Here is a 24,367-nt window from a genome sequence, read left to right as displayed (position 1 = left end):
ATTTATTCATCAACCTGCTCCATGGATTTTTCTTCTCATTTTGATTCTTTTCTTTAATTAAATGAGCAACAATATAATCTAGCGTATCTTCATTTTCTAATCATTTTATCCGATAAGGAGATCAATTTCTGTATATTATTAGTCGAGGCCGCGTCCAGTGCTGCATTGATGCTAGAAAGATTAGCAGGTTCTATGCGAAGATAATTTTGCTGCTTGCCGTTACTTCTAAATAATTGCCTTATAAAAAATTCAGTGCTTTCAGATGACGCACTTGTCATAATATCCAATAATGCTGGACCGATTTGAATGGCAAGATTTTTCTTAAAATGCTCGTAGTTATAGGCGGTTTTTGAGACACCTGTTCCCAGAGATAGCATAAACATATCATTTATCTGCGTGCTATTAAATGCCTTTAGGACTTCGAGTAAAGCGCATATGGAAGGATTTTGGGCAAAGACGCCACCGTCAATCAAGGGGTATCTGGTTTTTGAAAGGGAGTAGATCTCAGCGACAGGGAAAAATGTGGGCGCGGCAGAAGTCGCTCTACAGACATCCTTGAGGTAGAAATCTCTCGCTTCACCATGTGTAATTGCTTTCTGTTGTCTGAAAAAATGATTTTTTCGTAATTCGATATTATATGCTGTGATAATACAAGGCTTGATTAAATGGCTCAATCTCGCATTTTGAAAATATTTTTCCAGTACGTTTGATAAAGGAATGGGGGAATATAGTTCACTGACCAATCCAAAACCACCTAAAAAAATGCCGCCATTTGGAAGCATTGAAAATTTCAGTACCATGATTGACAAATAAATTTAACGCGTCTCGCGCAGAGAATTTTGGTTGGGCCGGATTTCCTTCTTCCGGATAGAGAAGAATACTGGTCAGAATTCCACCGCTACTTGTGCCTGCTATGAAGTCAAAATATGAGGCGATACGTGCATTTGTATCCATCGTCTGCTTTTGTAGTTTTTCTTCTAGAGCTACAAGTACCATTGCGGGAATGATGCCTCGTATACCACCAGCGTCAAGCGCGAGAATATTCTTCATACTAAAAGCTGATTTAGTTTATGCTATGTAAATATAATAAATGTATACAATTGGCCGAGCTATTTTCTTGGCGGTAATCAGGTCATAGCCACTGTTTTCAAAAGCTTTATCTGTGTTTTTGGTCATATCCGCTCAATTCATCTTATTGATTACTCAATACCAACTTTTAGTTTAAGAGGGAGTCGACACTATTTTTAAAGGGGTATAGCAGGGGTATAACAGGGATTTACCCCTGCTATACCCCTGTTAACCCCCTGTAATTCCCCTGTTATTGGCAGAGGTGGTTGCGTGTTGGTAGCATTGTGTCATTAATAAAAACGGGGGCTATATCAATTAAAGATTTTGCGGTTCACGATCACAGGGGGTAATTCTTTATCAGTTTTTACAAAATAAAAAAAGCTGTCTCAAAATTTATTGAGACAGCTTTTTTGTTTAGATTGGATCGATTCAATTGAACCAAGCAAATACCTCGTCTTTTGTCGGCATATTGATATCTAGTTTAAGCTTTTTACGCATACCGCCAAGGTCATTAAAGACCTTATTTGGATTTGCCTCTTTTAAAGCTTCAATCGTAGTAAAACCCATTTTTTGCAGTGCTGGTACCCATACCGCAGGAATTCCTTGCTGCTCATAATCTTGTGTTTCTGCTACTCGAGCAACTTTTTCTGGCCGCATTTGCGGAAAGAAAAGAACTTCTTGAATGGAGGCATTGTCTGTCAGGAACATAATCAAACGATCCATTCCAATACCAAGTCCAGAAGTAGGCGGCATACCATATTCGAGTGAACGTAAGAAGTCTTGGTCAATAAACATGGCCTCGTCATCCCCCTTTTCGGAAAGCCGCAATTGATCTTCAAAACGTTCACGTTGATCAATCGGATCATTTAACTCCGAATAAGCATTGGCAATCTCTTTTCCGCAGACCATAAGTTCAAAACGCTCTGTTAAATCGGGATTATCTCGATGTTTTTTGGTTAAAGGAGACATTTCTTTAGGATAATCCGTGATGAAAGTAGGTTGAATGTAGTTGCCTTCACACTTCGCACCAAAAATTTCGTCTATTAATTTACCTTTTCCCATTGTTTCATTCACATCAATACCCATTCCTTTGGCAGCGATACGAATTTCATCTTCAGATTTTCCAGTGATATCGAATCCAGTAAATTCTTTGATAGAATCTGTCATCGAGATACGTTTATATGGGGCTTTAAAGTCAATTTTATGTGAGCCGAACGTAACCTCAGTTGTTCCATTTACCGCTGACGCACAGTGTTCCAAAAGACGTTCGGTAAAATCCATCATCCAATTGTAGTCTTTATACGCTACATAAATCTCCATCGCTGTGAATTCGGGATTATGTGTACGGTCCATTCCTTCGTTGCGGAAGTTTTTAGAAAATTCATACACGCCGTCAAATCCTCCTACGATCAATCTTTTTAGATACAACTCGTTAGCAATGCGAAGATATAATGGAATGTCCAACGCATTGTGATGGGTAATAAATGGACGTGCTGCTGCTCCACCGGGAATAGACTGTAAAACTGGTGTCTCTACTTCCATGTAACCTGCATCGTTAAAGAACTGACGCATTGCATTGAAAAGTTTGGTACGTTTGATAAATATATCTTTATTACCTGGATTGACAATCAAATCAACATAGCGCATTCTATAGCGTTGTTCAGGATCTGTAAAGGCATCGAAAGTCTTTCCTTCAGCAGATTTGACAACAGGTAGCGGACGTAGCGATTTAGATAAAACAGTAAGTTGTTCTACGTGCACTGCAATCGCTTCAGTTTGCGTTGTGAAGACATAGCCTTTGATTCCGACGATATCACCAATATCCAACAGTTTTTTAAAGACTACGTTGTATAAATCCTTATTCTCGTCCGGGCAAATGTCATCCCGCTTAATATAAGCTTGAATACGGCCAGTAGAATCTTGAATTTCAAAAAATGAAGCACTTCCCATGACACGACGGCTCATAATCCGGCCAGCTAGGGTAATGTTCTTATAATTCAATTTATCTCTATCGTAATTTTCTAAAATATCAGCAGCATGTGCATTAACGACAAATTCATTCGCTGGAAATGGGTCAATTCCCATATCCAACAATGATTGCATCGCTTGTCTTCTAAGTTGTTCCTGTTCGGATAATACAGTACTCATTCGGTATGAATAATATTTAAAATGTGAAAATCAAGCAAAAATAGCCATTTTTTTCAATTCTTTTTATTGATTTTTTCATGAAATCGCTGTAGCGAAAATGCTTAGCGTATCGTTAAAGAGTAAAAAATAGTTAAATAGTGATATTACAAGGGGACAATTGGCTATTTATTTTTAAGTTTTATGATTTTAATTCGGTTATTTCGTCAAAAAAAGATTTTGGTTACCGGAGGAAATTTGATGAATTGTTGCATAGATAATGTAATTCATTGCATATCAAAGGCAATTTGTCTAAGTTTGAAACTTGATAATTAAATAGTTTAAGTGGGTATAATTCGATCATATTTTTATAACAAGAAGTTATCGTCTTTAGATGATGCCTTAGCACGTTGCTTGCTAGATCGTGAGGACGGAAAGGCCTTCGTTTATAAGAAATATTATGGATATCTCATGGCAATTATTATCCGTTATGTAAAACAGGATGTGGATGCTGAAGAACTTGTGAATGAAAGTTTTGTTAGGGTGTTTCGAAAATTAGCGTCTTTTAATCGGAATATTGACGATGAGAATCTGGAAAAATCTTTTCGAGCTTGGATAGGTCGAATAGCGGCGAATATTTCCATTGATTTTTTACGGAGTAAGAAGCAACTTTATTCGGTTGAAGATCTCGGAGAAGGTGATATGCACACACCATCGGTTCAGCTGGACAGTCGTTTGGAGGTCAATGAGATTATGCGGCTTTTGGATCAGCTTCCTGAAATCCAAAAAACAATTTTTAATCTCTATGAAATTGAGGGTTATTCGCACGATGAAATTGCCCAAATGCTCAATATACCTGACAGTACGTCACGTACTTATTTGACGCGAGCGAAGCAAAAACTTAGGAAATTATACTTGGATTATACAGGCGTAGTTCAAGAAATAAGATAAATATTGTTGTTACGATGAAAGACAATAAGAAAACGGAATTGATAGAAGAGATCATTGGACAATTAAAAGACCATGAGCTTCCTTATAAAGAAGGTTCCTGGGAAAAATTTGCCTCAACGTATGACGCAGTACCACGTAGTCCCTCGAATTGGAGGTATTGGAGCGCAGCAGCTGCCTTACTCGTGTTTGCTGGTGTTGGCTACTGGGGCTTAAATAACGATACGCCTAAGGATGCACCGTCTATGGTCACAATCAAGAAGCAGACAAGTGATGATGTGATCGGAAATAATAAGGATTTGAAAGAGTCCATTAAACGCTCGCTATCGGATATTATTCATGATGAAGATTTAGTTAGCGAGAAATCATTCCAAACGAGACCGTTTACCTACGCAGGAGTGACAAACCATTCAGTTCAACATAGCGACAATAACCGTGTGGTATTAAATGCTGGACGGGTAATGCGAGCGACTGATTTAACTTTTTCGAAGGAGATTGCCAGCCTACAATCGATCCCATTGAAGAATAATAAGTTCTCAGCGAATATTCATTGGGGCGAAGATGAAGTGGAAGGTGCTGCAGCTCAATCTAATTCAGTTGCAGTTTCTTCTGGTAATTTGACACAGCGTGATGCGGCAAAGCTTTCACAGCTCTACGCTATGCAACAAGGGAATACGAGAACCAGCATTATGCAGAATGAAACCAGTCGGGAGAAAAAGTGGGAGATGGGGGCTTTTGTTTCTCCAGCTTCAACTTCGGAGAGTATAACACTTGGCGGTGGCGTTGCACTGGCTTACAATATTTCTAGCAAAATAAGTCTCCGATCCGGAGCCTCTATTCAACATTATGGTTCTGTTTCTGGGAATACCCCTATTACTCCAGCTATGGCTTCAAACTCATTTAGTTTAGATGCTCCAAATTATATTTCACAATCAACTATCAGTAATTCATTTATTACGCGGACCGCGGATGCAAAAGATGCGAAGAGCAATGAGCGAGTTTCTGGTAAAATCTTAACAGTGGACATTCCTGTGGATGTGAGGTATGCAATTACGAAGAACTTTTACACGTCTGTGGGCGTGTCTTATGTAGGTGTATTGGATCAGGAACGCGCAATGATTTATGAGACTAATAATACGGAATATAAACAAAAATCTACAGATAAAAATGTGGATGATAAAGGTGTAAATGGCTTTGTTAATTTTTCAGTTGGCAGGAAACAGAAAATTGGTAAACTATCGATTTCTGTAGAGCCTTATTATAAAGCCCCGATTGGAGGACTAAAATCCTCCGATTTAAACTACAGTAATGGGGGAGTGAAAATAATTACGAGTTTTTAACCCAACCTGGTAATCAAAAGCCGCAATAAGTGTTTAATTTATTGCGGCTTTTTTTATCGCATTCAATAGTATTAAATTTCATCTACGCGAACCCAACCCATTCCTGCGGCTTTAGCACCCTCAACACCCGGAATACCATCTTCGTACACCAAGCATCTTTTGGGATCAATATTTAATTGTGAGGCTGCCAAAAGAAAAGGCTGCGGAGAGGGTTTCCCTTCGGGAGTATCGCCTGCACACACTAATGTTTCCAAATCATCCCATACACCAATGGTATTCAATGTCATCGATAAAGTCGATCTCGTTCCTCCAGATACAGCTGCAATATGTTTTTTGCCTTTTTGATATTTTAGATGTTCAACAACATAATCTACTGGTTGGGTTTTAAATACATACTCATCGCGAAATATAGTAGATTTAAGCTTGGAAAATTCTTGATAATCGAAATCCACTTCATAGCGTTTGCTGATTTCTTCTGCAACAGCAACAGTTGGCCATCCAGCAGTTTCGTCGATCAAATTAACATCTAATTCAATTCCATAGTGTTCTGCCGCAGCTTTGTATGCTTGTTTATGCGCGTGCATATTATCTGCCAAAGTACCATCGACATCAAACAATAGCGCATCGTAGGACTCGGCGAGAAGGTTTAGTAATTCAAATTTACGTTGTGATTCAGGTGACATATATTTTTAATAGTGAATGATAAAAATAAAGAAATATAATTGGACAAGCAAAAAAGAAGCCTTTCCTGAATTTTAGGAAAGGCTTCTTTGCGTTTAGCTCGGCATTGATTTTAACGCCGGGGGCAACATATAACTAGTGCGCACTTAAATTTTTAGCTTTTTCCGCATCGAAATTAGCCTCCAATTCCGCTAGTTTTTTCTTACCATAGGCCATACGTGTAATCACAACGAACAGGACCGGAACGATAAATATCGCAAGGAGCGTAGCGGCAGTCATACCGCCAAATACGGTCCAACCAATTGTTTGGCGAGATATAGCACCAGCACCATGCGATAGCATCAATGGTATAATCCCCAAAATAAATGCAAAAGATGTCATGATAATTGGACGCAAACGCAATTTTACTGCATCTAATGTTGCCTCATATAGGTTCATTCCAATATCCACCCTTTCCTTCGCAAACTCTACAATCAGGATCGCATTTTTGGCTGCTAGACCAATAATTGTTACCAAACCGATTTGTGCATAGATGTTATTATCCAAGGTTGGAATCAGCGTCAATGTTAGGATTGCTCCAAATACTCCCAAAGGCACAGATAATAAAATAGAGAATGGTACAGACCAGCTTTCGTACAATGCCGCTAAAAGTAGGAACACAAATAGAATACACAGTGCAAAAATTTGAATGGTCTTGGATCCCGATTGCATTTCTTGTAGCGATAGACCGGAGAACTGATAGTCAAAACCTTCTGGCAAAGTTTGTGCAGCTACTTCCTGTAAAGCTTTCAGCGCATCCCCTGACGAATAACCCGGGGCGGAACTACCGTTGACCTCAATACTTCTAAAGATATTGTAGTGATTGATGATTGAAGGCATTGTCGTCAATTCATAGGTAACCAGGGTACCCATAGGTACAGGGTTTCCAGAGATATTGTTGACATACAACTTGTTGATATCTTCAATATTCATGCGGTATGGTATATCGGCTTGGGTAACAACGCGATAACTACGGCCATACTTTGTGAAGTCATTGACATAGCTACTACCTAAATAGGATGATATTGTTGAATAGATACTTGAGATCGGCACACCCATACGTTTTGCCTGTTCACGGTTTACCTCCAATTTGTAGTTTGGCGAATTGGTGTTAAACAATGTGTAAGCCATTCCAATTTCCGGGCGTTGGTTGGCGGCCATTAAGAATTTACCGACTGTTGCTTCAAAGTCTTTGATGTTGACAGTTTGTAAATCCTGTACCTGCATAGAGAAACCTCCAGATGTACCTAAACCTGGAATTGCCGGTGGCGTTACCGCCAATACTCTGGCCTTCGTATAGCCTGCATACTTGCCCATAATCATGCCTGCAATATCGTTTGCAGTACGTGTACGCGTTTCCCAAGGTTTAAGCGAAACGAATACTGTCGCTCCATTGGATTTAAACGCACGGTTCAAGATATTGATACCGGAGATTGCAGTAACATATTTGATTTCGGGGAAAGTCTTATGCAGATCAGCTTCAATTTCTTTTAGCACTTCATTTGTACGCGCAGAGGACGAACCTTCTGGCAACGTAATACCTGCAAAAAATGCACCACCATCCTCAGAAGGAATAAATCCAGTGGGTTTGGTTGTAAACATCCAGCCTGTCCCAATAAAAATACACAAGAGAATAATTAACACCAAGGGTGCTTTTTTGATTGCCTGTTTTACACCATTTGAGTATTTAATGGTTACTTTTTCAAACCATACATTAAATTTGTAGAAAAACTTGTTCAATCCTCTTGCGCCCTCATGTACTGCTGTGGGCTTTAATAAAATTGAACATAATGCTGGGGTCAAAGAAAGCGCTATAAATGCAGATAACATGACGGATACGGCAATCGTGATGGCAAATTGTTGGTACAACTTACCCACCATGCCTGGTATAAAACCTACTGGGACAAATACGGCTGCCAAAATTAATGCAATTGCAATAACCGGAGCGGTAATATCGCCCATAGCGCGCCGTGTCGCTTCCTTTGCATCCAGCTTATAGTGGTCGATGTAATGCTGTACTGCTTCCACAACAACAATGGCATCATCCACCACAATACCGATGGCTAATACAAAAGCAAGCATCGTCAGGTTGTTGATTGAAAAACCAAACATGAGGAAGAAGATGAAGGTACCAATGATGGACACTGGAATCGCCAGTACGGGAATTAATGTTGCCCTCCAACTTTGAAGAAAGAAAAACACCACAACCGTAACTAGGATTAACGCTTCAACTAGCGTGTGTATAACTGAAGAAATTGAGGCATTTACAACAGATACAGTTTCATAGCTGATCGTATAATCGACATCGGTTGGAAAAGATTTCTTCAATTTTTCCAAAGCATTAACAATACCCTCAGCCGACTCTACTGCATTACCACCAGGCGTTTGGTTGATCATCATGGCAGAGGAGGTCATACCGTTTACGGTAGATGACGTACCATAATTGAACTGACCCAATTCTACACGTGCAACATCTTTTAAAAGTACAATAGATCCATCCTTATTGGTTTTCACAATGATGTTTTCAAAATCCTCTGGATTGGAAAGGTCACTATCGGTAATAATCGGATACTCAAATACTGTTGAGGACTCTTGCGGACGTCCGCCAACACTACCGCCAGGTATACGGGAATTTTGTTCCGCAATTGCAGTCGATATATCGGCAGGAGTCATACTCAAATTGGCTAATTTGTTCGCATCGAGCCATACCCGCATGGAGAATGGCTGGCCAAAGGCGGTTACGTCACCGACACCTTTTACACGTAAGAGTGCGTCTTTTACGTATAAGTTGTTGTAATTAGCTAAGAAATTTTCGCTTCTCGTTCCTTTCGGAGAAGTTAGCGCAACCAACATGAGGATATCGTTATTGGCTTTACGCGTCGTAATCCCGAGACGTCTAACAGCTTCAGGAAGGGCTGGCTCAGCAATTCCCACACGGTTTTGTACATCTAGGGTAGCAATATCAATATCCGTACCTACTTCAAATGTCACCGTAATTGTTGCTTGGCCATTGGATGTGCTATTAGACGACATATAAATCATGCCAGGTGTACCATTGATCTGACTCTCAATAAGAGTTGTCACGGTTTGTTCAACCGTCTGTGCATCCGCTCCAGTGTAATTTGCTGTAACAGTTACAGTTGGAGGTGCAATAGAAGGATACTGGCTAATTGGCAACGTAGATACTGCAATAATCCCGATGATTGAAATCAAAATCGAAATAACGATTGCGGTAACTGGCCTCTTAATAAATACTTCTGAAATCATTCTATATTTTTTAGATTCTCTTTAAAAATTAGTGGTGTTATTTTCCCTGAGGAGCTCCTTTCGCAGCCTGTTGAGCTGCCACGGCAGCATCCACTACTTTAACTCCATTTTGGACATTCATAGTGCCATCGACGATAATTTTCTCGCCGTCTTTGACACCTTCTTTGATCACGATTTTGTCGCCAGCTTTGATACCCAGTTTTACTTGATGTATCTCCGCTTTACTGCTGTCGTTGACGGTATATATATTGAAAACACCTAACTGCTCAAACACAGCTTTGTAGGGCACAACAATTTCTTCTTTGGAAGAGGTTGTTGATACATTCATGGTGATATTCATACCTGCACGCAGTTCGTTGGCATTGTTCGGAAATGTCGCACGTACTTTGATTGTTCCAGTTGCAGGATCGACTGCACGGTCAATTGTTGTGATCGTTCCTTTGCCCTCATAAGTGCTTCCATTTGGTAGCAGAAGAGAAAGATCTGAAGAGGAACGGCTACTTTGTAATTGGGTAAATTTGTTAATATCCTTTTCGTTTACCTGAAATTCTACAGCAATTGGGCTGGTAGAAGATAAGGTGTTCAATAGGGTAGTACCAGGACTCACTAACGCCCCCAACCGTACCTGTGATATTCCTACAGTTCCACTAAAGGGAGCCCGAATAGTCGATCGCGATAAATTGGTATTTGCTGTTACTAGAGCTGCGCGAGCAGACTCCACCTGTGCTTGAGCAGCAGCAACGCTTGATTGAGCATTATCAAAAGTCTGTTTTGCTATCGCATCCTTATCTGCCAATGTTTGATATCTCCCTAAATCTCTTTTTTGGCGGTCCAACTCTGTCTGTGCTACTTGGAGGCTAGCTTTGGCCTGCTGAACCGCAGCATTATAGCGTGTGCCATCAATTTCATAAAGGGCCTGTCCTTTAGTGACTGCTGCGCCGTCTGAAACATATATTTTGGTGATATAACCGCTTACTTCTGCAAATAGATCTGCTTCATTCAGCGGTTTAACTGTCGCAGGATAGCTTATTGTACCTGTTACAATCTCATGCGATGCTACACCGAAAGTAACTGGAACGACTTTCTCGGCTTGCGCCTGTGGCGGTCCTTGCTTTTTAGCATCTTTATTTCCACAAGAGGTCCATACTAAAGCTGTCCCTAGAAAGAAAGCGAATAATAATTGTCTTTTATTCATGATTTGTATTAGTTTCCTTTTTAATTGATTAATTTGTTTGAATTGATCCGATAGCTTTTTGTACATCAAGCTTACTCGCCAACAAGGCATAGAGCGCATTCAAATAATTCAGTTGTGTTGTTTTTAAATCGGTCTCAGCAGTCATCAAATCCAGATATGTTTTGATCCCCTCGTCATATTGTAGTTTGATTGTCTCATAAACTTCTTTGGAGAGTGTAACGTTTTCCTGGGCCGTTTTCCAGTCGCTTAGATTGGCATTATAAGTGGCACGTGCCATGGAATATTGCGTATTGACCGAAGTTTCTAAGTTCTTAATATCCCAATCGATGCGCTCTTCCTGAAGTCTGGATTTATTGATTTGATTTTTACGCTTAAACCCTTGAAAAATAGGGAGGGATAGATTTAAACCTGCGATTGAACTTGGAATATTATCATTGTACAATTTTCCAAAACTATTGTTTCTGTAGTTAAATGCGTAATTATAGAATGCACTGATGTTTGGCAGATAGGTCCACTTGTAATACTGCGTGTTTAACTCTTGAATCTTTTTGGAAGTCTGTAATTGTTGAAATTCAATGCGATTGGTCACATTCAATCCGGAGGTTGTATCCAATAAGATTTGACTTTCCATATCAGCGTTATTGAAAGATAAGGTCAAGTTTTGACTTTTATCTAATGCCAAGAGCTGTTTTAAATAGTCATATTTATATTTTCGCATCTCTACGGTACGCTTCTCGTCAGCTCTGGCATTTGCCAAGGCGATCTGTGCACGCTTGTAATCGGTCTTATCCACCACACCAACTTCATAACGTACATGTGAATCATTGTATTGCTTTTGAAGACGGGCGATGTTTTCCTGAACAATTTTGATTTGTTCCTCGGAAGTCAAGATGTCGTAATAAGCTTTGCTGACATCGACAACGGCGTCGATTTTCTGACTTTCGGTATTTTGTCTGTTACTTAACCGAAGCAGGTCAGCCCCTTTTTTGGCTTGCATTAACGCCGGGTTTAGAATTTGTTGGTCAGCCTGCAACGTTAATGCACTACTATTTTTAGTTCCCATAGGGATATTAGCACCATTGAAGAACATCGTTGGCAATTTGACGTTGTGATTGAAATTCCCGGTTAAACCCAGCTGCGGATACCAGCCAGAAAGTGAAATATCAATATCTCTTTCCCCGATGGATTCATCAAGCTCGGCTTGCTTAATCGAAATTTTATTCCGTAAAGCATAATCTATCAGCTGCTGAAGTGTCGCATTTGGCGGCAAGCTTTCAGATTGCTGTTGTGCAAATCCTGTATTACTCAGAAGCGAAAGGGTCGCTAAAGAATAAACGATTTTATTAAACTTCATATATGTAATTAATTATTATTTTCTTTATTAATAGCTCCGTCCCAAATAATCCCAACCAGTACCTCTACATTTTGTTCGGAAAAACTGACATCTTTAAATTTGATACTATGAACTGTCGATAATGCCACTCCGATATAGCTGGCCACTAACAGATGGACATCTACTTGCTTTAAAATTTTCCGATCGATACCCTCTTGCAGAAAATCGACAACTTTATTTTGCCCGCCCAAAGGCTCTTGTATCTCCGCTTTATTTTTTTCGTAGTAAGGGGACGAGAAAAATTGCTCAAAAAAACTGAAGATATGTCCATTTTCAAGATAGAACTTGACAAAATTGCGCCAAATATGAAAAAATGAATCTTTATACTCGAAATCATCTTTTATACCATCAAAAATATAATCATTTAATAGTGTTCTACAGTGTTTGAACAGCGCAAAAATCAGATCATCTTTTGAAGGGAAATAATGGTAGATAGTTCCTATAGCTACATCAGAGTCTTGTGCGATTTTGCTCATCGGCGTTCCATGGAAGCCGTTGGTCTGTATCAGCTTTAGCGTGCTCGCAAGTACAGCCGCAATTTTTTCATTATAATTCATCAATCGAACGTTCATTCGGTTGCAAAATTAGCGATTAATTTGATTCCAAAATGTCAGAATATTGTTATAAATCAATAAATCAAAAATCTTGAAATATTGGATCAATAATACAATAAGAGAAAATAAATAAAATTGTTTTTTATTTTTTTAGGGCAGCTTTATGGGCTGTGTCCAACAACAGCAAATTAATGGTTAATATCAGCCTAGTGTATAGGCACTAGCTGGATTGGGGATGGCGTAGAAAAAAGACGAAGCGGCGTGTTTCATCTAACGGCCGCTTCTTCTAATTGCATTTTTTTAAGTTCTTTTCGACCTTTTCTAGAGAATAAATCTGTTTCCCTTTGTTGATTTTAGTATTAATGTAGGTCAACACATAAGCAATATCTATTGAAGAAAGATTTGAGGCAGGCATCGAATTGTTAAACTTCTTACCTGCAACTTCGAGGTCCCCTGAAATTCCGTACTTGATGATACAGGCCAGTTGATCGCTATTTTTTTGAAGAAATGTAGTGTCAGTTAATGGAGGATAGAGATTGCCCAATCCTTCACCCTTATCCCCGTGACAATTTTGGCAATGTGTCCGATATACTTTTTGACCATTGACCGCATATTGTGCAGTTTTGATATCAACTTCATGCTGACAGCCTATCAATATTGATAAGATAACACCAATTGTTCCGACGGTTGTTAAAAAGATACGCATGTCACTTTTTACCCTCGCTCAATAGTAGCGGTAAGTCATTCATTAGTTTTTTCACTTGTTCATCGTTGGTGCCGTCATAGGCTCCTCGAATTCTTTTGTCTTTATCTATTAAAACCAGATATCCCTGATGATCATAACCTCCAGGTGCGTTCTTATCTTCGGCTGTATAGACTAGGTATTGATTGGCTAGACCATATATCTCTGCTTTAGTTCCTGAAACAAATTGCCAGTGATTATTGGTTATGCCCAATTTCGTTGCGTAATCTTTCAACACATAAGGTTGATCGTATTTAAAGTCAATACTGTGAGATAAAAAGCGAACTTCCTCATTATCCTTATATTGTTGATATATTTTTAACAGGTTGCGATTCATCGTCGGACAGATACTTGGACAATGGGTAAAGAAAAAATTGGCAATATATATCTTTCCTTCAAAATCCTTATCCGAGATCATTACACTGTCCTGATTAAGCAGATTAAATGTCGGAATAGTATGATAAAGTGTATCTACAATTTTTTTTCCGTCAACTGTTTTTTCTATAGCTTCCCTTTCGCCATAGATGGGTAAGGTGGTCTGGTTATTGTTTTTGCAGGAAAATAAACCGAGTAAAAGGCAAGCTGCGGAGTAAAATTTAGTTATGGATCTCATGAGTCTACTATTTTTTTAAGCCTGATCCTTTTTTTGCTCAGACGTTAATGTGAACGTTGTAAAATGTCGGGCTTAGTCAAATTGAATGAATTCGTTTAAAAACTCTTTAATTTTTCGTGGCTTTCCTTCGAAACATTATCAAATATCTTTTTCATGTCACTTACCTTTTGAAGTTCAGTTTCAAAATATTTAACATCCGTGGAATCAGGATTATATCCTTTCATCCAGTCCATCATATGTTCTGTAGCACTCTCTAAATTAGCTTTCAATATACTGAGCTCTTTTCTCGTTGAACTAGTATCTAAATCAGCCTTAGCTGTTTTCATATTTTTTAAATTGTCCAAAATGGAATCTATCTTGACAGCATCGCGGTCGAAATGAGCAATTTGAGGCATGATCTCATCATGTATTTTAATTGTTGAATCCTGTAAGGCTTTTACGGGCGTTGCACCATTCCCCTGAGTTCCACATGCTGCTATTGCTAAGGATGCGATAGCTACAAACGCGATTTTATTCATGTTATTATCTTTTGGTAATTTGACAAATATATTAATTTCTTACGGCTCAACATTTCGATTTCTCGACGGGAATGTAAAATTCAAGTCACGAATATAGGTTTCGCAACGTACAGTAGCGCACAGGTCGCCCGATTTGTCTTTGATTTCTAATGAAAAGTCTTTTACTACCCGCCCTTTTGTTCGGATGATATGTGCACATTCTTCGAGAATTTCATCGGAAAGCTCCACACTATACTCTACACTAGTTTTACCTGGTTTTTTAAAAACAATTTGTGATGATTTTAACCAAGCTACAGTTTTCTTAAAGCCGATTTTTTGAAGATATTGATCAATTAGGATAGGGAAGATCGGGTCGGCTGCAGAAAATATCGTCCCTCCAAATAATGTTTTATTGGTATTAATATTGAAAGGTGTCTTATATATTTTTACTTTGGCACCCTGAAAGCCAGGGCTAATTTTTTTAACCCAGATTCCCTGAAATAGAAAAGGGGGGTAAATGCGTAATAGCCATGTTAAGGCAAGTGGACTATATCTCATGATACAAAAATAGAACAATGTGTCGGATTATTGTGCGAAATCTTGGTTTTATAGCTCCACTATGGTATTTTTACAACTTAAAGAAACCTAAAATGTCCGAAATAAAAGGAAAACAAGCCAACAGAAAAGTATGGTCACTCATTATGATCGCTTCATTGGGCTACTTCGTCGATATTTATGATTTAGTAATTTTCTCCATCGTCCGTATTCAGTCCTTTACTGATATTGGTGTTCCAGCAGCGGATATGCGTGTTCAAGGTGAATTTGTATTAAACATGCAAATGGGAGGGTTGTTATTGGGGGGAATTATCTGGGGGATTATCGGCGATAAATTTGGGCGTTTAAAAGTACTATTCGGATCGATTCTTTTGTATTCCTTAGCAAATATTGCAAATGGCTTCGTACAGGATGTACTGATCTATGGTATTATTCGTTTTATAGCGGGTATTGGTTTGGCTGGGGAATTAGGTGCCGGAATTACGCTGGTTTCCGAAAGCATGCATAAATCAAAACGTGGTTATGGCACTATGTTGGTTGCTGCTGTGGGTGTTATAGGAGCGGTATTAGCCTATTTTGTTTCGGAAGAGTTCGATTGGCGGACAGCCTACTTTGTCGGTGGAGGAATGGGCCTGCTGTTATTACTGTTGCGTATTGGATCTTTTGAGTCGGGCTTGTTTAAAGAGCAAAATGAATCGGATACCACAAAAGGAGATATCCGGATGCTTTTTACCGACAGAAGCCGTTTAAAAAGATATATCAATTGCCTATGCATCGGTCTTCCTATTTGGTTTGTTGTAGGTGTTTTGGTTACACAAGCTCCTGAAATAGGGGCTGCTTTAGGGGCTATCGATACACTAAGTGCCGGCCAGGGGGTGATGTTTACCTATATTGGTATTTCTATCGGTGACGTATTGGCCGGAGTATTTGCACAAGTTTTAAAATCCCGTAAAAAAGTGGTCTTTATTTGTCAGTTAGTTATCATCGGAAGTTCACTTGTGTATTTGCTGAGTGATGGTATCACTGCTACGAAGTTCTTAACTCTTGCCTTTATCATGGGATTAGGAGTGGGGTATTGGGCTACGTTTGTAACGATCTCAGCGGAACAATTTGGCACAAATCTCCGGGCTACTGTTGCAACAACGGCACCAAATTTTGTCCGAGGTGCACTCATTCCCTCCACTATGCTCTATGGATATTTGGTAAACGCATTTGGAATTGCACCAGCAGCAATTACAATGGTTTTACTTCTTTCGGGAATAGCAATTTATTCGCTAACCCAGTTAGAAGAAAGTTTTGATAAAGATTTAGATTATCAGGAGAAATAATGGCTCAATACACTATTTTTTCCGGCCGGGACATTTCTTACAGCGCTTACCTTCTTTGTATTTCTTGCAGCACTTTTTAAAGCAAGCACAGGAAAAATCAGAAAATGGGTTCATTGCAGTATTTCTAAACTGGAACAAACCACCTTTGTTGTCTGACTCATCCATCTCTATCACAGTTTCAATAATTTCGTTCATGTCACGAAGTTACGATTTGTTTAAAACAATTCTAAACAATGGCGTAGTTTTTACATTTTTTTGATCAGATTCTCAATGACTTTGGGGAAGTGTTGATGTTCCAGTTGCTGCCCTTTGAATTTTATTGTGTCGAGGGTATCATTTGGATCCACTTTGAACCGTGCTTGATAGATGATTTCTCCTTCATCGAAATGCTCATTCGCGAAGTGAATCGTAATCCCGTGCTCTTCTTCTTTATTTGCTAGAACAGCCCGATGAACATGGTCGCCATACATTCCTTTACCACCGTATTTTGGTAGCAGAGCAGGATGAATATTAATGATTTGATTCGGAAAAGCTTTCAGAAGATTATTGGGTACAAGCCATAAAAAACCAGCCAAAACGATCAGATCAATATTTAAGTTTTTAAGAATATTGACAACATTGTCGGTGTTGTAAAATTCCTCACGATCAAAAATATGTGCAGGTATTTCGAAATTGTCAGCTCGTTGAATAACGTAAGCATCTGGGTTATTGGATAAAATCAAGGCGACCTCAGCTTCGTCCGAATACTTGAAATGTTCCATTATTTTTTGCGCATTGGAGCCTGAACCTGAAGCAAAAATAGCAATTCTTTTTTTCACGATTGATGAGTATTAATTAGATTTGATCGATTTAAAAATTAGCCCAAACTTACGGAATTTTTGTAAAAAAACTAAAACAATAGTCGAATAAACCATATTTTTAGGTATTATTAATCGAAATTAATTGAACGGTTACTATTGGTTTAAAATTTTTTAACATGAAATTCCTCTATTCCCTAATTTTTGTCAGTATTTATTTTTTGTTTCAACCGGTCTTTGCACAGGCTCCTAAAACACTTCCGCCGTTTACATTCGACGAGGTCTATCAGACCGGCAAATTTGATTCTGGTAAACTCCCGAAATCTGGATTTATTGTTTTGAATTTCTATGACCCTGGTTGTGGACACTGTCAGAAAATGGGCGCTGGAATTGCGACGAACTTGACGAAATTAAAGAATACATCATTTTACTTTATCTCGATGAATGATAAACAATATGTCGATGGCTTCATTAACATGCACGCAAAGGCATTGAAAAATGCAGCAAATGTTAAATTCTTATTTGATAGCGGTACGCAGTTTATCGAAAAGTTTAAGCCTACCAACTACCCTTCATTGTATATTTATGATGCGAAGACGAAGGTACTCATGCAGCATTTAGATGGCGAAGAAGACGTAAATAAACTGCTAAAGGTGTTAGGTGCGAAAATTTAAATCGCAAATAATAAAAGAGAACGTCCGATACATGTATCGGACGTTCTCTTTTTGTTATTCATTTTTGTTTATAAAGACAAATTTACCATCGAATACATCCAAGCGAATGATTGAATCGCGACTTACTTTTCCGGATAAAATCTCCTTTGACAGTTCGTTTAGAATCCTTTTTTGAATGACACGTTTTAACGGTCTTGCCCCATAAATAGGATCATAGCCGAGTTGCGCTAACCAATCCATAGCTTCATCAGAAGCTGTGATAAATATATTTTGTTCGGCCAGCTGTCTTTGCACATGGGCAAATTGTAAACGGACAATGTCTGCAATTTCGGTGCGGCTTAACGGTGTAAACATGATCACCTCATCAATTCGGTTCAGAAACTCGGGGCGAATCGATTGTTTCAAAACATCAAATACCTCAGTTCGTGTTTTAGCAATAATCTCCTCCCTGTTATCATCGGTCAAGTGACTGAAATTTTCTTGTATAATGGTCGAACCTGTATTTGAAGTCATGATAATAATCGTATTTTTAAAATTTACCGTACGACCCTTATTGTCTGTCAGGTGCCCGTCATCCAATACCTGCAATAGGATATTAAATACATCCGGATGTGCCTTTTCAATTTCATCTAGTAATACCACAGAGTAGGGCCTTCTTCGCACGGCCTCCGTCAATTGTCCGCCTTCATCATAGCCTACATATCCCGGAGGCGCACCTATTAGACGTGACACGGCATGCCTTTCTTGATATTCCGACATATCAATACGAACCATTGATTGCTCATCGTCAAATAGAAATTCGGCAAGCGCTTTGGCAAGCTCGGTCTTTCCGACTCCAGTAGTACCAAGAAATATAAAAGATCCTATTGGTCGTTTTGCATCATTGAGACCTGCGCGTGACCTGCGAATCGCATCGGAAATAGCTTCAATAGCCTCATCTTGACCTGCAACACGTTTATGAAGTTCTTCTTCTAGATTTAGTAGCTTCTCACGCTCCGACTGAATCATCTTACTAACCGGTATTCCAGTCCATTTGGCGACCACATCTGCGATATCCTCCGCGGTAACTTCTTCTTTAAGCATCCGCTTGCTTTCTTGTTTTTCCGCAAGTTCAGCCTTTAATCTGTCCACTTTTTCTTGTGCTTCTTTGATCCGACCATAGCGAAGTTCGGCCACCTTCCCATAGTCGCCAGAGCGTTCTGCCTGTTCAGCTTCGAGCTTATAATTCTCAATGTTCTCGATCTCTTGGTTTACATTGTCAACAAGGCTTTTTTCTTCTTGCCACGAAGCTCTTAAGGTATCTCGCTCTGCAGATAGATTGGCGATACTTTCCGAAAGCTCTGCAACTTTTTTGTCGTCATTTTCACGCTTCAAAGCTTCCCGTTCAATTTCCAACTGCATAATTCGGCGTTCAAGCTCGTCTACTGCTTCCGGTACGGAGTCCATTTCAAGCCTTAGTTTAGATGCAGCTTCATCAATTAAGTCAATTGCCTTATCCGGTAAAAAGCGATCGGCAATATAGCGCTGTGATAATTCCACCGCTGCGATAATTGATTCATCCAGGATGCGCACTTTATGGTGTGTTTCGTATCGTTCTTTTAAACCCCTGAGGATCGAAATTGCATCTTGCGTGTCAGGTTCTTCCACCATAACTTTTTGGAATCTACGCTCCAATGCTTTATCTTTCTCAAAGTATTTTTGGTATTCATTTAGCGTTGTAGCACCAATAGCACGTAATTCACCTCTTGCCAATGCTGGTTTAAGGATATTGGCTGCATCCATCGCCCCTTCACCGCCTCCTGCGCCTACCAACGTATGGATCTCATCGATAAATAGGATAATGTCTCCATTGGAATCTGTAACTTCTTTTACAACCGCTTTTAAACGTTCCTCAAATTCTCCTTTGTATTTGGCACCGGCAACCAAAGCACCCATATCCAACGAAAAAACAGTTTTAGATTTTAAATTTTCGGGTGCATCGCCTTTGATAATTCTGTAAGCGATACCTTCTGCAATAGCCGTTTTACCGACCCCAGGTTCACCGACAAGTATTGGGTTGTTTTTGGTGCGACGCGAGAGGATCTGCATCACCCGTCTGATTTCCTCATCACGACCGATAACTGGGTCCAGCTTTCCCGACTCCGCATATTCATTTAAATTTCGTGCATATTTTCCGAGAGCATTGTATGTTGCCTCAGCATTCTGATCGGTTACTCGACTATTTCCACGCAACTCTTTGATAGCCGTCTTTAGATCTTTCTCCGTCACTCCCTGTGATTTTAATAATGTCGACGTCTTGCTGGAACTTGCCAAGATACCTAGCAATAGATGTTCAACAGACACAAATTCATCATTAAATTCCTTTAAATAACCTTGTGCTTTTTGCAGCGCATTATTTGCATCACTACTTAAATAAATATTACTACCGCTAACCTTAGGAAAACCCTCCACTTGTTTATCAAGTTCAGTTCCGAGATAGCTGATGTTAACATTTAATTTTTTCAATAAGTGGCTGACAACATTTTCATCGACGGAGAGTAAAGCTTTTAAAATATGAGCTGTCTCAATCGCCTGTTGCTGATGGCCAGCAGCAATTTCGGACGCCTTTTGTATGGCCTCTTGCGCTTTAATTGTATAATTGTTAAAATTCATTTTATTGTCTTAATTAAAGTTTTGTTGATATGTTGGATTATAACAATTGAAGTGCCATTTGGGTTTTTAGCTGGATTTCGGAAAAAATGGCAATATTATTTATTGAATCATGACAAATTTGCAGTCCTTGAAGATAATGTGCTTGATTTTTAAATATTTGCCTTATTGCTGTAGAAAATTCTTGTTTTTGACTTGCAATATTGCTGTAAGGTTTCGATATTTGCAACATCTTAAAAACGGTGAGCCGTGATTAAGATTGAAAAGAAGTAACGCCTCTTTAGCTCAGCTGGTAGAGCAACTGACTTGTAATCAGTAGGTCATTGGTTCGATCCCGATAAGAGGCTCTTTTTTATGCCACAAGCATCTAAACTTCTTTAAAAAGCCTCTTTAGCTCAGCTGGTAGAGCAACTGACTTGTAATCAGTAGGTCATTGGTTCGATTCCGATAAGAGGCTCATTGAGCGACACTCATTAAAATTCAATTGAAAGCCTCTTTAGCTCAGCTGGTAGAGCAACTGACTTGTAATCAGTAGGTCATTGGTTCGATCCCGATAAGAGGCTCAGACAATCCCCAAGATTTTCTTGGGGATTGTTTTGTTTAGCCCCTTTTGTAATTTATCAAGCTTTTTCAGTTCGCAGAAATCACGTGTATTCTAACTATGCAATGGTTTCTGCCGATAATTTTTTAATTTCTTCTACGGTTAGTGTATGATTGCCCTCCATATAGTGAATGATCGCCTGTAACATGGCGTTTGCGACCTGCGCCACAGACAGTGCTTGGTATGCTTTTAACAATCCTATCTTATTGAAGATACGAAGCGCAGTTATCGCAGCTTTTTCACCAAGGCGATCGGTATTCGGCCGGATGAGTGCGCCGGGCTGTACTATGATGAGTCTATTGAAATCAAGCGCTTTCACATCCTGCTCAAGGCTCCCTTTCATGCGGTTGTAGAAAATTTTCGATTCGGGATCAGCATGGACAGCCGACAACAGCATAAAGGTAGGAAGATCATTTTTCTTTGCCAATGCTGCAAATTGCAAATTAAGATCGTGATCGATTTTCCATTGTGCCTCTTTACTTCCTGCATCCTTTAACGTAGTGCCAAGGCAGGAAATAGCAATATCGCCCTGAATATGTTGTTCAAAGTCAGTTAAATGATCAAAATCGACGATGACCTGTTTCAATTTAGTATGCTCCTCGAAAGAGATACGCCGTAATAAAACAATAATTTCTGTAATTTTGTCACATTTCAGCATCAATTGAACAAGCGCCCTTCCTGTAGCACCTGAACCCCCAATTAAAACTGCCTTCATTGTTTCTTTTACTTATTTCGTTGATAATTAAGTTGAATGAATTGTCTTGCTCAGCGCGATTTGCTCTGATGATCCAGTATCAATCTTTATAATTCGGTTTTCCAGGAGTAAAACGAACAATAGATTGATCAAATCGGAGTGTATCTGCAACTGTAATCAGATCCTCCTCGACAATAAAATTTTGATCAATAGCGGTCTTTATCGTTGTAAAATCCTCTTGATCTGCATCCTGGAAATATAGAAGGGATTGGATAGTCGATACAGCTACCAGTTCGAGTAATTCATCTTCACCTTCGCGTCCAACATAAAAAAAATCTGCCATAATTATTATATATGATGTTATACGAAGATACTTTTTATTTTTGAAATTCGTCAATTAAGCGACAACTTCTTGAGTTACGAAAACAAGTATATAAAAAGTTAACTGAAATTTTAGTTTCCTTGGTAGCCATAGTAAAATACATTATATTTGATAGAGACATTTTAAGATAACTAACAATAAGTTTTTATAAAGATGGATAAAGAGCAGATACAAAATTGGTTGGATAATGGATATGACCTCATTCATCATGGAAGGCCAGTAAAGGTTGAAGGTGATTTGTGGGAGTACATTGATGGGTTGGGAAGTTATGAAAATGTATATGTTTTGCGAGAATTGATCTACTGGACAGAAGAAGAATTGGCGAATATTGGTAGATAACGTGGAGACCCTGAAACACACATTCAGGATCCCGTAGCTATCTCTTCGTAATTAGAATATCATGTTACGTTTGAAAGCACAGCCTAATTCAATGATCGAATCCGTTTTTGCAATTCCCGGAATGCTATCGATTTTTTCATACAGCAATTGTCGCATATGTTCGTGGTTTTTAGCAATAATTTTCACATACAGCGTGTAGTTACCCGTGATATAATAGCATTCTGTAACTTCTGGTATTTTCTTAAGTTCTTCAATTATTCGGTTTGAGTCATGATCTTTTTCTAAACTTAGCCCAGTAAAAGCTCCCCAATCATAACCTAGCTTTTTTTCATTCAATAGCGGCTTTATTCCTGTCAATATTCCTTGCTCTGTCAAACGGATGATTCTTTGATGGATCATGGTATTGGAAACTCCCATAGCAGTTGCTATTGCAGAGTAGGCCATTCGTCCATCTTGTTCTAAATATTTCAAAATCTGCCGGTCGAATTCATCGATACTATTCATTTTTATATACGATTAAAAAGGTAATTTTAATATTATAGTGCTAATTTAGTGTAAAATTTATTTTTTTTAATAATAAATTAGTGAATTTGTATATTTGTTTTTATTTAAAAAGTCTGAATTATGAGTACAGTTGTTAAACACGGTAAGGGCGAGTTATTCATTGCCAAAGAAGAAAAATACGGAGCGCACAATTATCACCCTCTTCCAGTTGTATTGGAACGCGCTGAAGGCGTAATGGTATGGGATGTTGATGGAAAGGCCTATTTTGATTTCCTTTCCGCATATTCTGCAGTCAATCAGGGACACTGTCATCCAAGAATAATTCAAGCCTTAAAAGAGCAGGCTGAGAAATTGACACTTACTTCGAGAGCATTCTATAATAATAAATTGGGTGATTTTGAGGAAATGCTTTGTCTGCTATTTGGATTTGATAAGGCGCTAGTGATGAATTCGGGAGTAGAAGCGGTAGAAACAGCGATGAAGCTTTGTCGTAAATGGGCGTACCAAGTAAAGGGTGTAGAACCTAATCAAGCGAAAATTGTCTTTGCGAAAGACAATTTCCATGGTAGAACCATCTCTGTGATATCGGCTTCTGATGATCGTGCAGCGACCCATGAGTTTGGTCCCTTTTTAGACGGGATAGTGCTTGTTCCCTATAATGATGTTGATGCTTTGGAACAGCTATTCAAAACAGACAGCGATATTTCTGGTTTTATTGTTGAGCCTATTCAAGGGGAAGCTGGTATTGTTGTTCCTGACGAACAGTATTTGAAGCGTGTCAGACAATTATGTACGGCATATAATATTTTATTTATTGCAGACGAAATTCAGACGGGCATTGCTCGTACTGGAAGTATGTTGGCGTCTTATAATATTGAAGATGAGCATAGCGACAGTAAACCGGATGTTTTGATTTTAGGTAAAGCTTTATCGGGCGGGGTATTGCCTGTTTCGGCTGTATTGGCAGACGATTCAATTATGCTGTGCATTAAGCCAGGGGAGCATGGATCTACCTATGGGGGAAATCCCCTTGCCTGTGCAGTGGCGAAGGAAGCGCTGCAAGTTGTAATGGATGAAAATTTAACCCAACGGGCGCTTCAAATGGGTAACTTATTTTTGGATGGGCTACGCAGGATTGCTGCGAATTGTGAGTTAATTAAAGAAGTGCGCGGAAAGGGACTTCTAACTGCTATTGTCATTGATGCGGATGAAACAAGTGATTTGGCTTGGAACATTTGTCTCAAATTTAAAGAAAATGGACTATTAGCGAAGCCGACACATGGGAACAAAATTAGGTTAGCTCCACCATTGGTGATTACAAAAGAACAGGTCGAAACTTGTTTAGAGATCATTGAGCGATCGTTGACTAATTTTAAATAGTGT

General features: G+C 39.0%; 23 protein-coding genes and 3 tRNA genes. 9 read left to right on the top strand and 17 right to left on the bottom strand.

Translation table 11 applies throughout. The annotated features are described in order from the left end of the window. Positions 1-89 precede the first annotated feature (89 nt). The 3 genes from J2X77_RS06955 to lysS form a co-directional block, all read right to left on the bottom strand. Positions 90-800: a patatin-like phospholipase family protein gene (locus tag J2X77_RS06955; protein WP_310079847.1), complete on the bottom strand. Its 711-nt coding sequence runs from the start codon at positions 798-800 to the stop codon at positions 90-92. Next, positions 733-1,050, bottom strand: coding sequence for a patatin-like phospholipase family protein (locus J2X77_RS06950; protein WP_310079845.1), 318 nt, complete (start codon positions 1,048-1,050; stop codon positions 733-735). The genes J2X77_RS06955 and J2X77_RS06950 overlap by 68 nt, the downstream gene beginning before the upstream one ends. 447 nt (positions 1,051-1,497) lie before the next feature. Continuing rightward, positions 1,498-3,216, bottom strand: a complete 1,719-nt coding sequence (gene lysS / locus J2X77_RS06945) for a lysine--tRNA ligase (RefSeq protein WP_293884599.1) — start codon at positions 3,214-3,216, stop codon at positions 1,498-1,500. Positions 3,217-3,537: 321 nt separating this feature from the next. Between lysS and J2X77_RS06940 the strand changes: the two genes are divergently transcribed. Both J2X77_RS06940 and J2X77_RS06935 read left to right on the top strand, forming a co-directional pair. Next, positions 3,538-4,143, top strand: a complete 606-nt coding sequence (locus J2X77_RS06940; protein WP_209579230.1) for an RNA polymerase sigma factor — start codon at positions 3,538-3,540, stop codon at positions 4,141-4,143. Positions 4,144-4,157: 14 nt separating this feature from the next. Further along, on the top strand, positions 4,158-5,480 hold the full coding sequence (locus J2X77_RS06935) for a hypothetical protein (RefSeq protein WP_310079840.1): 1,323 nt from the start codon (positions 4,158-4,160) through the stop codon (positions 5,478-5,480). 71 nt (positions 5,481-5,551) lie between these two features. On the opposite strand, the gene J2X77_RS06930 is transcribed toward J2X77_RS06935, so the two are convergent. From J2X77_RS06930 to J2X77_RS06890, 9 genes are all read right to left on the bottom strand, one after another. Then, complete coding sequence (locus tag J2X77_RS06930) at positions 5,552-6,163, bottom strand: HAD family phosphatase (RefSeq protein ID WP_209579232.1); 612 nt, start codon at positions 6,161-6,163, stop codon at positions 5,552-5,554. 133 nt (positions 6,164-6,296) lie between these two features. After that, positions 6,297-9,467 carry an efflux RND transporter permease subunit gene (locus J2X77_RS06925; RefSeq protein ID WP_209579233.1) on the bottom strand — a complete coding sequence of 1,057 codons (3,171 nt, stop codon included), beginning with the start codon at positions 9,465-9,467 and terminating at the stop codon, positions 6,297-6,299. A 37-nt stretch (positions 9,468-9,504) separates the two neighbouring features. Beyond that, the gene (locus J2X77_RS06920) at positions 9,505-10,662 is read right to left on the bottom strand and encodes an efflux RND transporter periplasmic adaptor subunit (RefSeq protein WP_209579234.1); all 1,158 of its coding nucleotides are present in this window, start codon (positions 10,660-10,662) and stop codon (positions 9,505-9,507) included. Positions 10,663-10,690: 28 nt separating this feature from the next. After that, positions 10,691-12,016, bottom strand: a complete 1,326-nt coding sequence (locus J2X77_RS06915) for a TolC family protein (RefSeq protein ID WP_209579235.1) — start codon at positions 12,014-12,016, stop codon at positions 10,691-10,693. 8 nt (positions 12,017-12,024) lie between these two features. Then, the gene (locus tag J2X77_RS06910) at positions 12,025-12,612 is read right to left on the bottom strand and encodes a TetR/AcrR family transcriptional regulator (protein WP_209579236.1); all 588 of its coding nucleotides are present in this window, start codon (positions 12,610-12,612) and stop codon (positions 12,025-12,027) included. 283 nt (positions 12,613-12,895) lie between these two features. Continuing rightward, positions 12,896-13,315: a cytochrome c gene (locus J2X77_RS06905; RefSeq protein ID WP_209579237.1), complete on the bottom strand. Its 420-nt coding sequence runs from the start codon at positions 13,313-13,315 to the stop codon at positions 12,896-12,898. 1 nt (position 13,316) lies between these two features. After that, positions 13,317-13,964, bottom strand: a complete 648-nt coding sequence (locus tag J2X77_RS06900; protein ID WP_209579238.1) for an SCO family protein — start codon at positions 13,962-13,964, stop codon at positions 13,317-13,319. Between the two features lie 95 nt (positions 13,965-14,059). Then, positions 14,060-14,482: a transposase gene (locus tag J2X77_RS06895; protein WP_209579239.1), complete on the bottom strand. Its 423-nt coding sequence runs from the start codon at positions 14,480-14,482 to the stop codon at positions 14,060-14,062. Between the two features lie 39 nt (positions 14,483-14,521). Continuing rightward, positions 14,522-15,019, bottom strand: a complete 498-nt coding sequence (locus J2X77_RS06890; protein ID WP_209579240.1) for a PaaI family thioesterase — start codon at positions 15,017-15,019, stop codon at positions 14,522-14,524. A 92-nt stretch (positions 15,020-15,111) separates the two neighbouring features. Here J2X77_RS06890 and J2X77_RS06885 point away from each other — a divergent pair, with 92 nt between their 5' ends. After that, complete coding sequence (locus J2X77_RS06885; RefSeq protein ID WP_209579241.1) at positions 15,112-16,344, top strand: MFS transporter; 1,233 nt, start codon at positions 15,112-15,114, stop codon at positions 16,342-16,344. Between the two features lie 245 nt (positions 16,345-16,589). Here the strand turns inward: J2X77_RS06885 and purN are convergent, their stop codons facing one another. Continuing rightward, positions 16,590-17,162, bottom strand: coding sequence for a phosphoribosylglycinamide formyltransferase (purN, locus tag J2X77_RS06880; RefSeq protein ID WP_209579242.1), 573 nt, complete (start codon positions 17,160-17,162; stop codon positions 16,590-16,592). 158 nt (positions 17,163-17,320) lie between these two features. On the opposite strand from purN, the gene J2X77_RS06875 reads away from it, so the two are divergent. Continuing rightward, positions 17,321-17,815, top strand: a complete 495-nt coding sequence (locus J2X77_RS06875; RefSeq protein WP_209579243.1) for a peroxiredoxin — start codon at positions 17,321-17,323, stop codon at positions 17,813-17,815. Between the two features lie 54 nt (positions 17,816-17,869). Here the strand turns inward: J2X77_RS06875 and clpB are convergent, their stop codons facing one another. After that, on the bottom strand, positions 17,870-20,467 hold the full coding sequence (clpB, locus tag J2X77_RS06870) for an ATP-dependent chaperone ClpB (RefSeq protein WP_209579244.1): 2,598 nt from the start codon (positions 20,465-20,467) through the stop codon (positions 17,870-17,872). A 271-nt stretch (positions 20,468-20,738) separates the two neighbouring features. Between clpB and J2X77_RS06865 the strand changes: the two genes are divergently transcribed. The 3 genes from J2X77_RS06865 (at position 20,739) to J2X77_RS06855 (ending at position 21,027) form a co-directional block, all read left to right on the top strand. Beyond that, positions 20,739-20,811 (top strand) — tRNA-Thr (locus J2X77_RS06865). A gap of 37 nt (positions 20,812-20,848) precedes the next feature. Continuing rightward, positions 20,849-20,921: transfer RNA gene (locus J2X77_RS06860), tRNA-Thr, on the top strand. A 33-nt stretch (positions 20,922-20,954) separates the two neighbouring features. Beyond that, positions 20,955-21,027: transfer RNA gene (locus tag J2X77_RS06855), tRNA-Thr, on the top strand. Between the two features lie 96 nt (positions 21,028-21,123). Here J2X77_RS06855 and J2X77_RS06850 read toward each other — a convergent pair. Both J2X77_RS06850 and J2X77_RS06845 read right to left on the bottom strand, forming a co-directional pair. Further along, positions 21,124-21,780 (bottom strand): hypothetical protein, encoded by a 657-nt coding sequence (locus tag J2X77_RS06850; RefSeq protein ID WP_209579245.1) that lies wholly within the window; start codon positions 21,778-21,780, stop codon positions 21,124-21,126. Positions 21,781-21,859: 79 nt separating this feature from the next. Next, positions 21,860-22,102 carry a hypothetical protein gene (locus tag J2X77_RS06845; protein WP_209579246.1) on the bottom strand — a complete coding sequence of 81 codons (243 nt, stop codon included), beginning with the start codon at positions 22,100-22,102 and terminating at the stop codon, positions 21,860-21,862. Positions 22,103-22,294: 192 nt separating this feature from the next. Here J2X77_RS06845 and J2X77_RS06840 point away from each other — a divergent pair, with 192 nt between their 5' ends. Further along, positions 22,295-22,480: a hypothetical protein gene (locus J2X77_RS06840; RefSeq protein WP_209579247.1), complete on the top strand. Its 186-nt coding sequence runs from the start codon at positions 22,295-22,297 to the stop codon at positions 22,478-22,480. A gap of 51 nt (positions 22,481-22,531) precedes the next feature. Here the strand turns inward: J2X77_RS06840 and J2X77_RS06835 are convergent, their stop codons facing one another. After that, a complete protein-coding gene (locus J2X77_RS06835) occupies positions 22,532-22,984 on the bottom strand; it encodes an Lrp/AsnC family transcriptional regulator (protein ID WP_209579248.1) in 453 nt (150 codons plus the stop codon). Positions 22,985-23,104: 120 nt separating this feature from the next. On the opposite strand from J2X77_RS06835, the gene rocD reads away from it, so the two are divergent. Continuing rightward, positions 23,105-24,364, top strand: coding sequence for an ornithine--oxo-acid transaminase (rocD, locus tag J2X77_RS06830; RefSeq protein WP_209579249.1), 1,260 nt, complete (start codon positions 23,105-23,107; stop codon positions 24,362-24,364). The last annotated feature ends 3 nt before the right edge of the window (positions 24,365-24,367 follow it).

Source organism: Sphingobacterium sp. 2149, assembly GCF_031455655.1.
Taxonomy (GTDB): domain Bacteria; phylum Bacteroidota; class Bacteroidia; order Sphingobacteriales; family Sphingobacteriaceae; genus Sphingobacterium.
The sequence above is the reverse complement of the archived record's forward strand: the minus strand, read 5'-3'. Positions and strand labels throughout refer to the sequence as shown.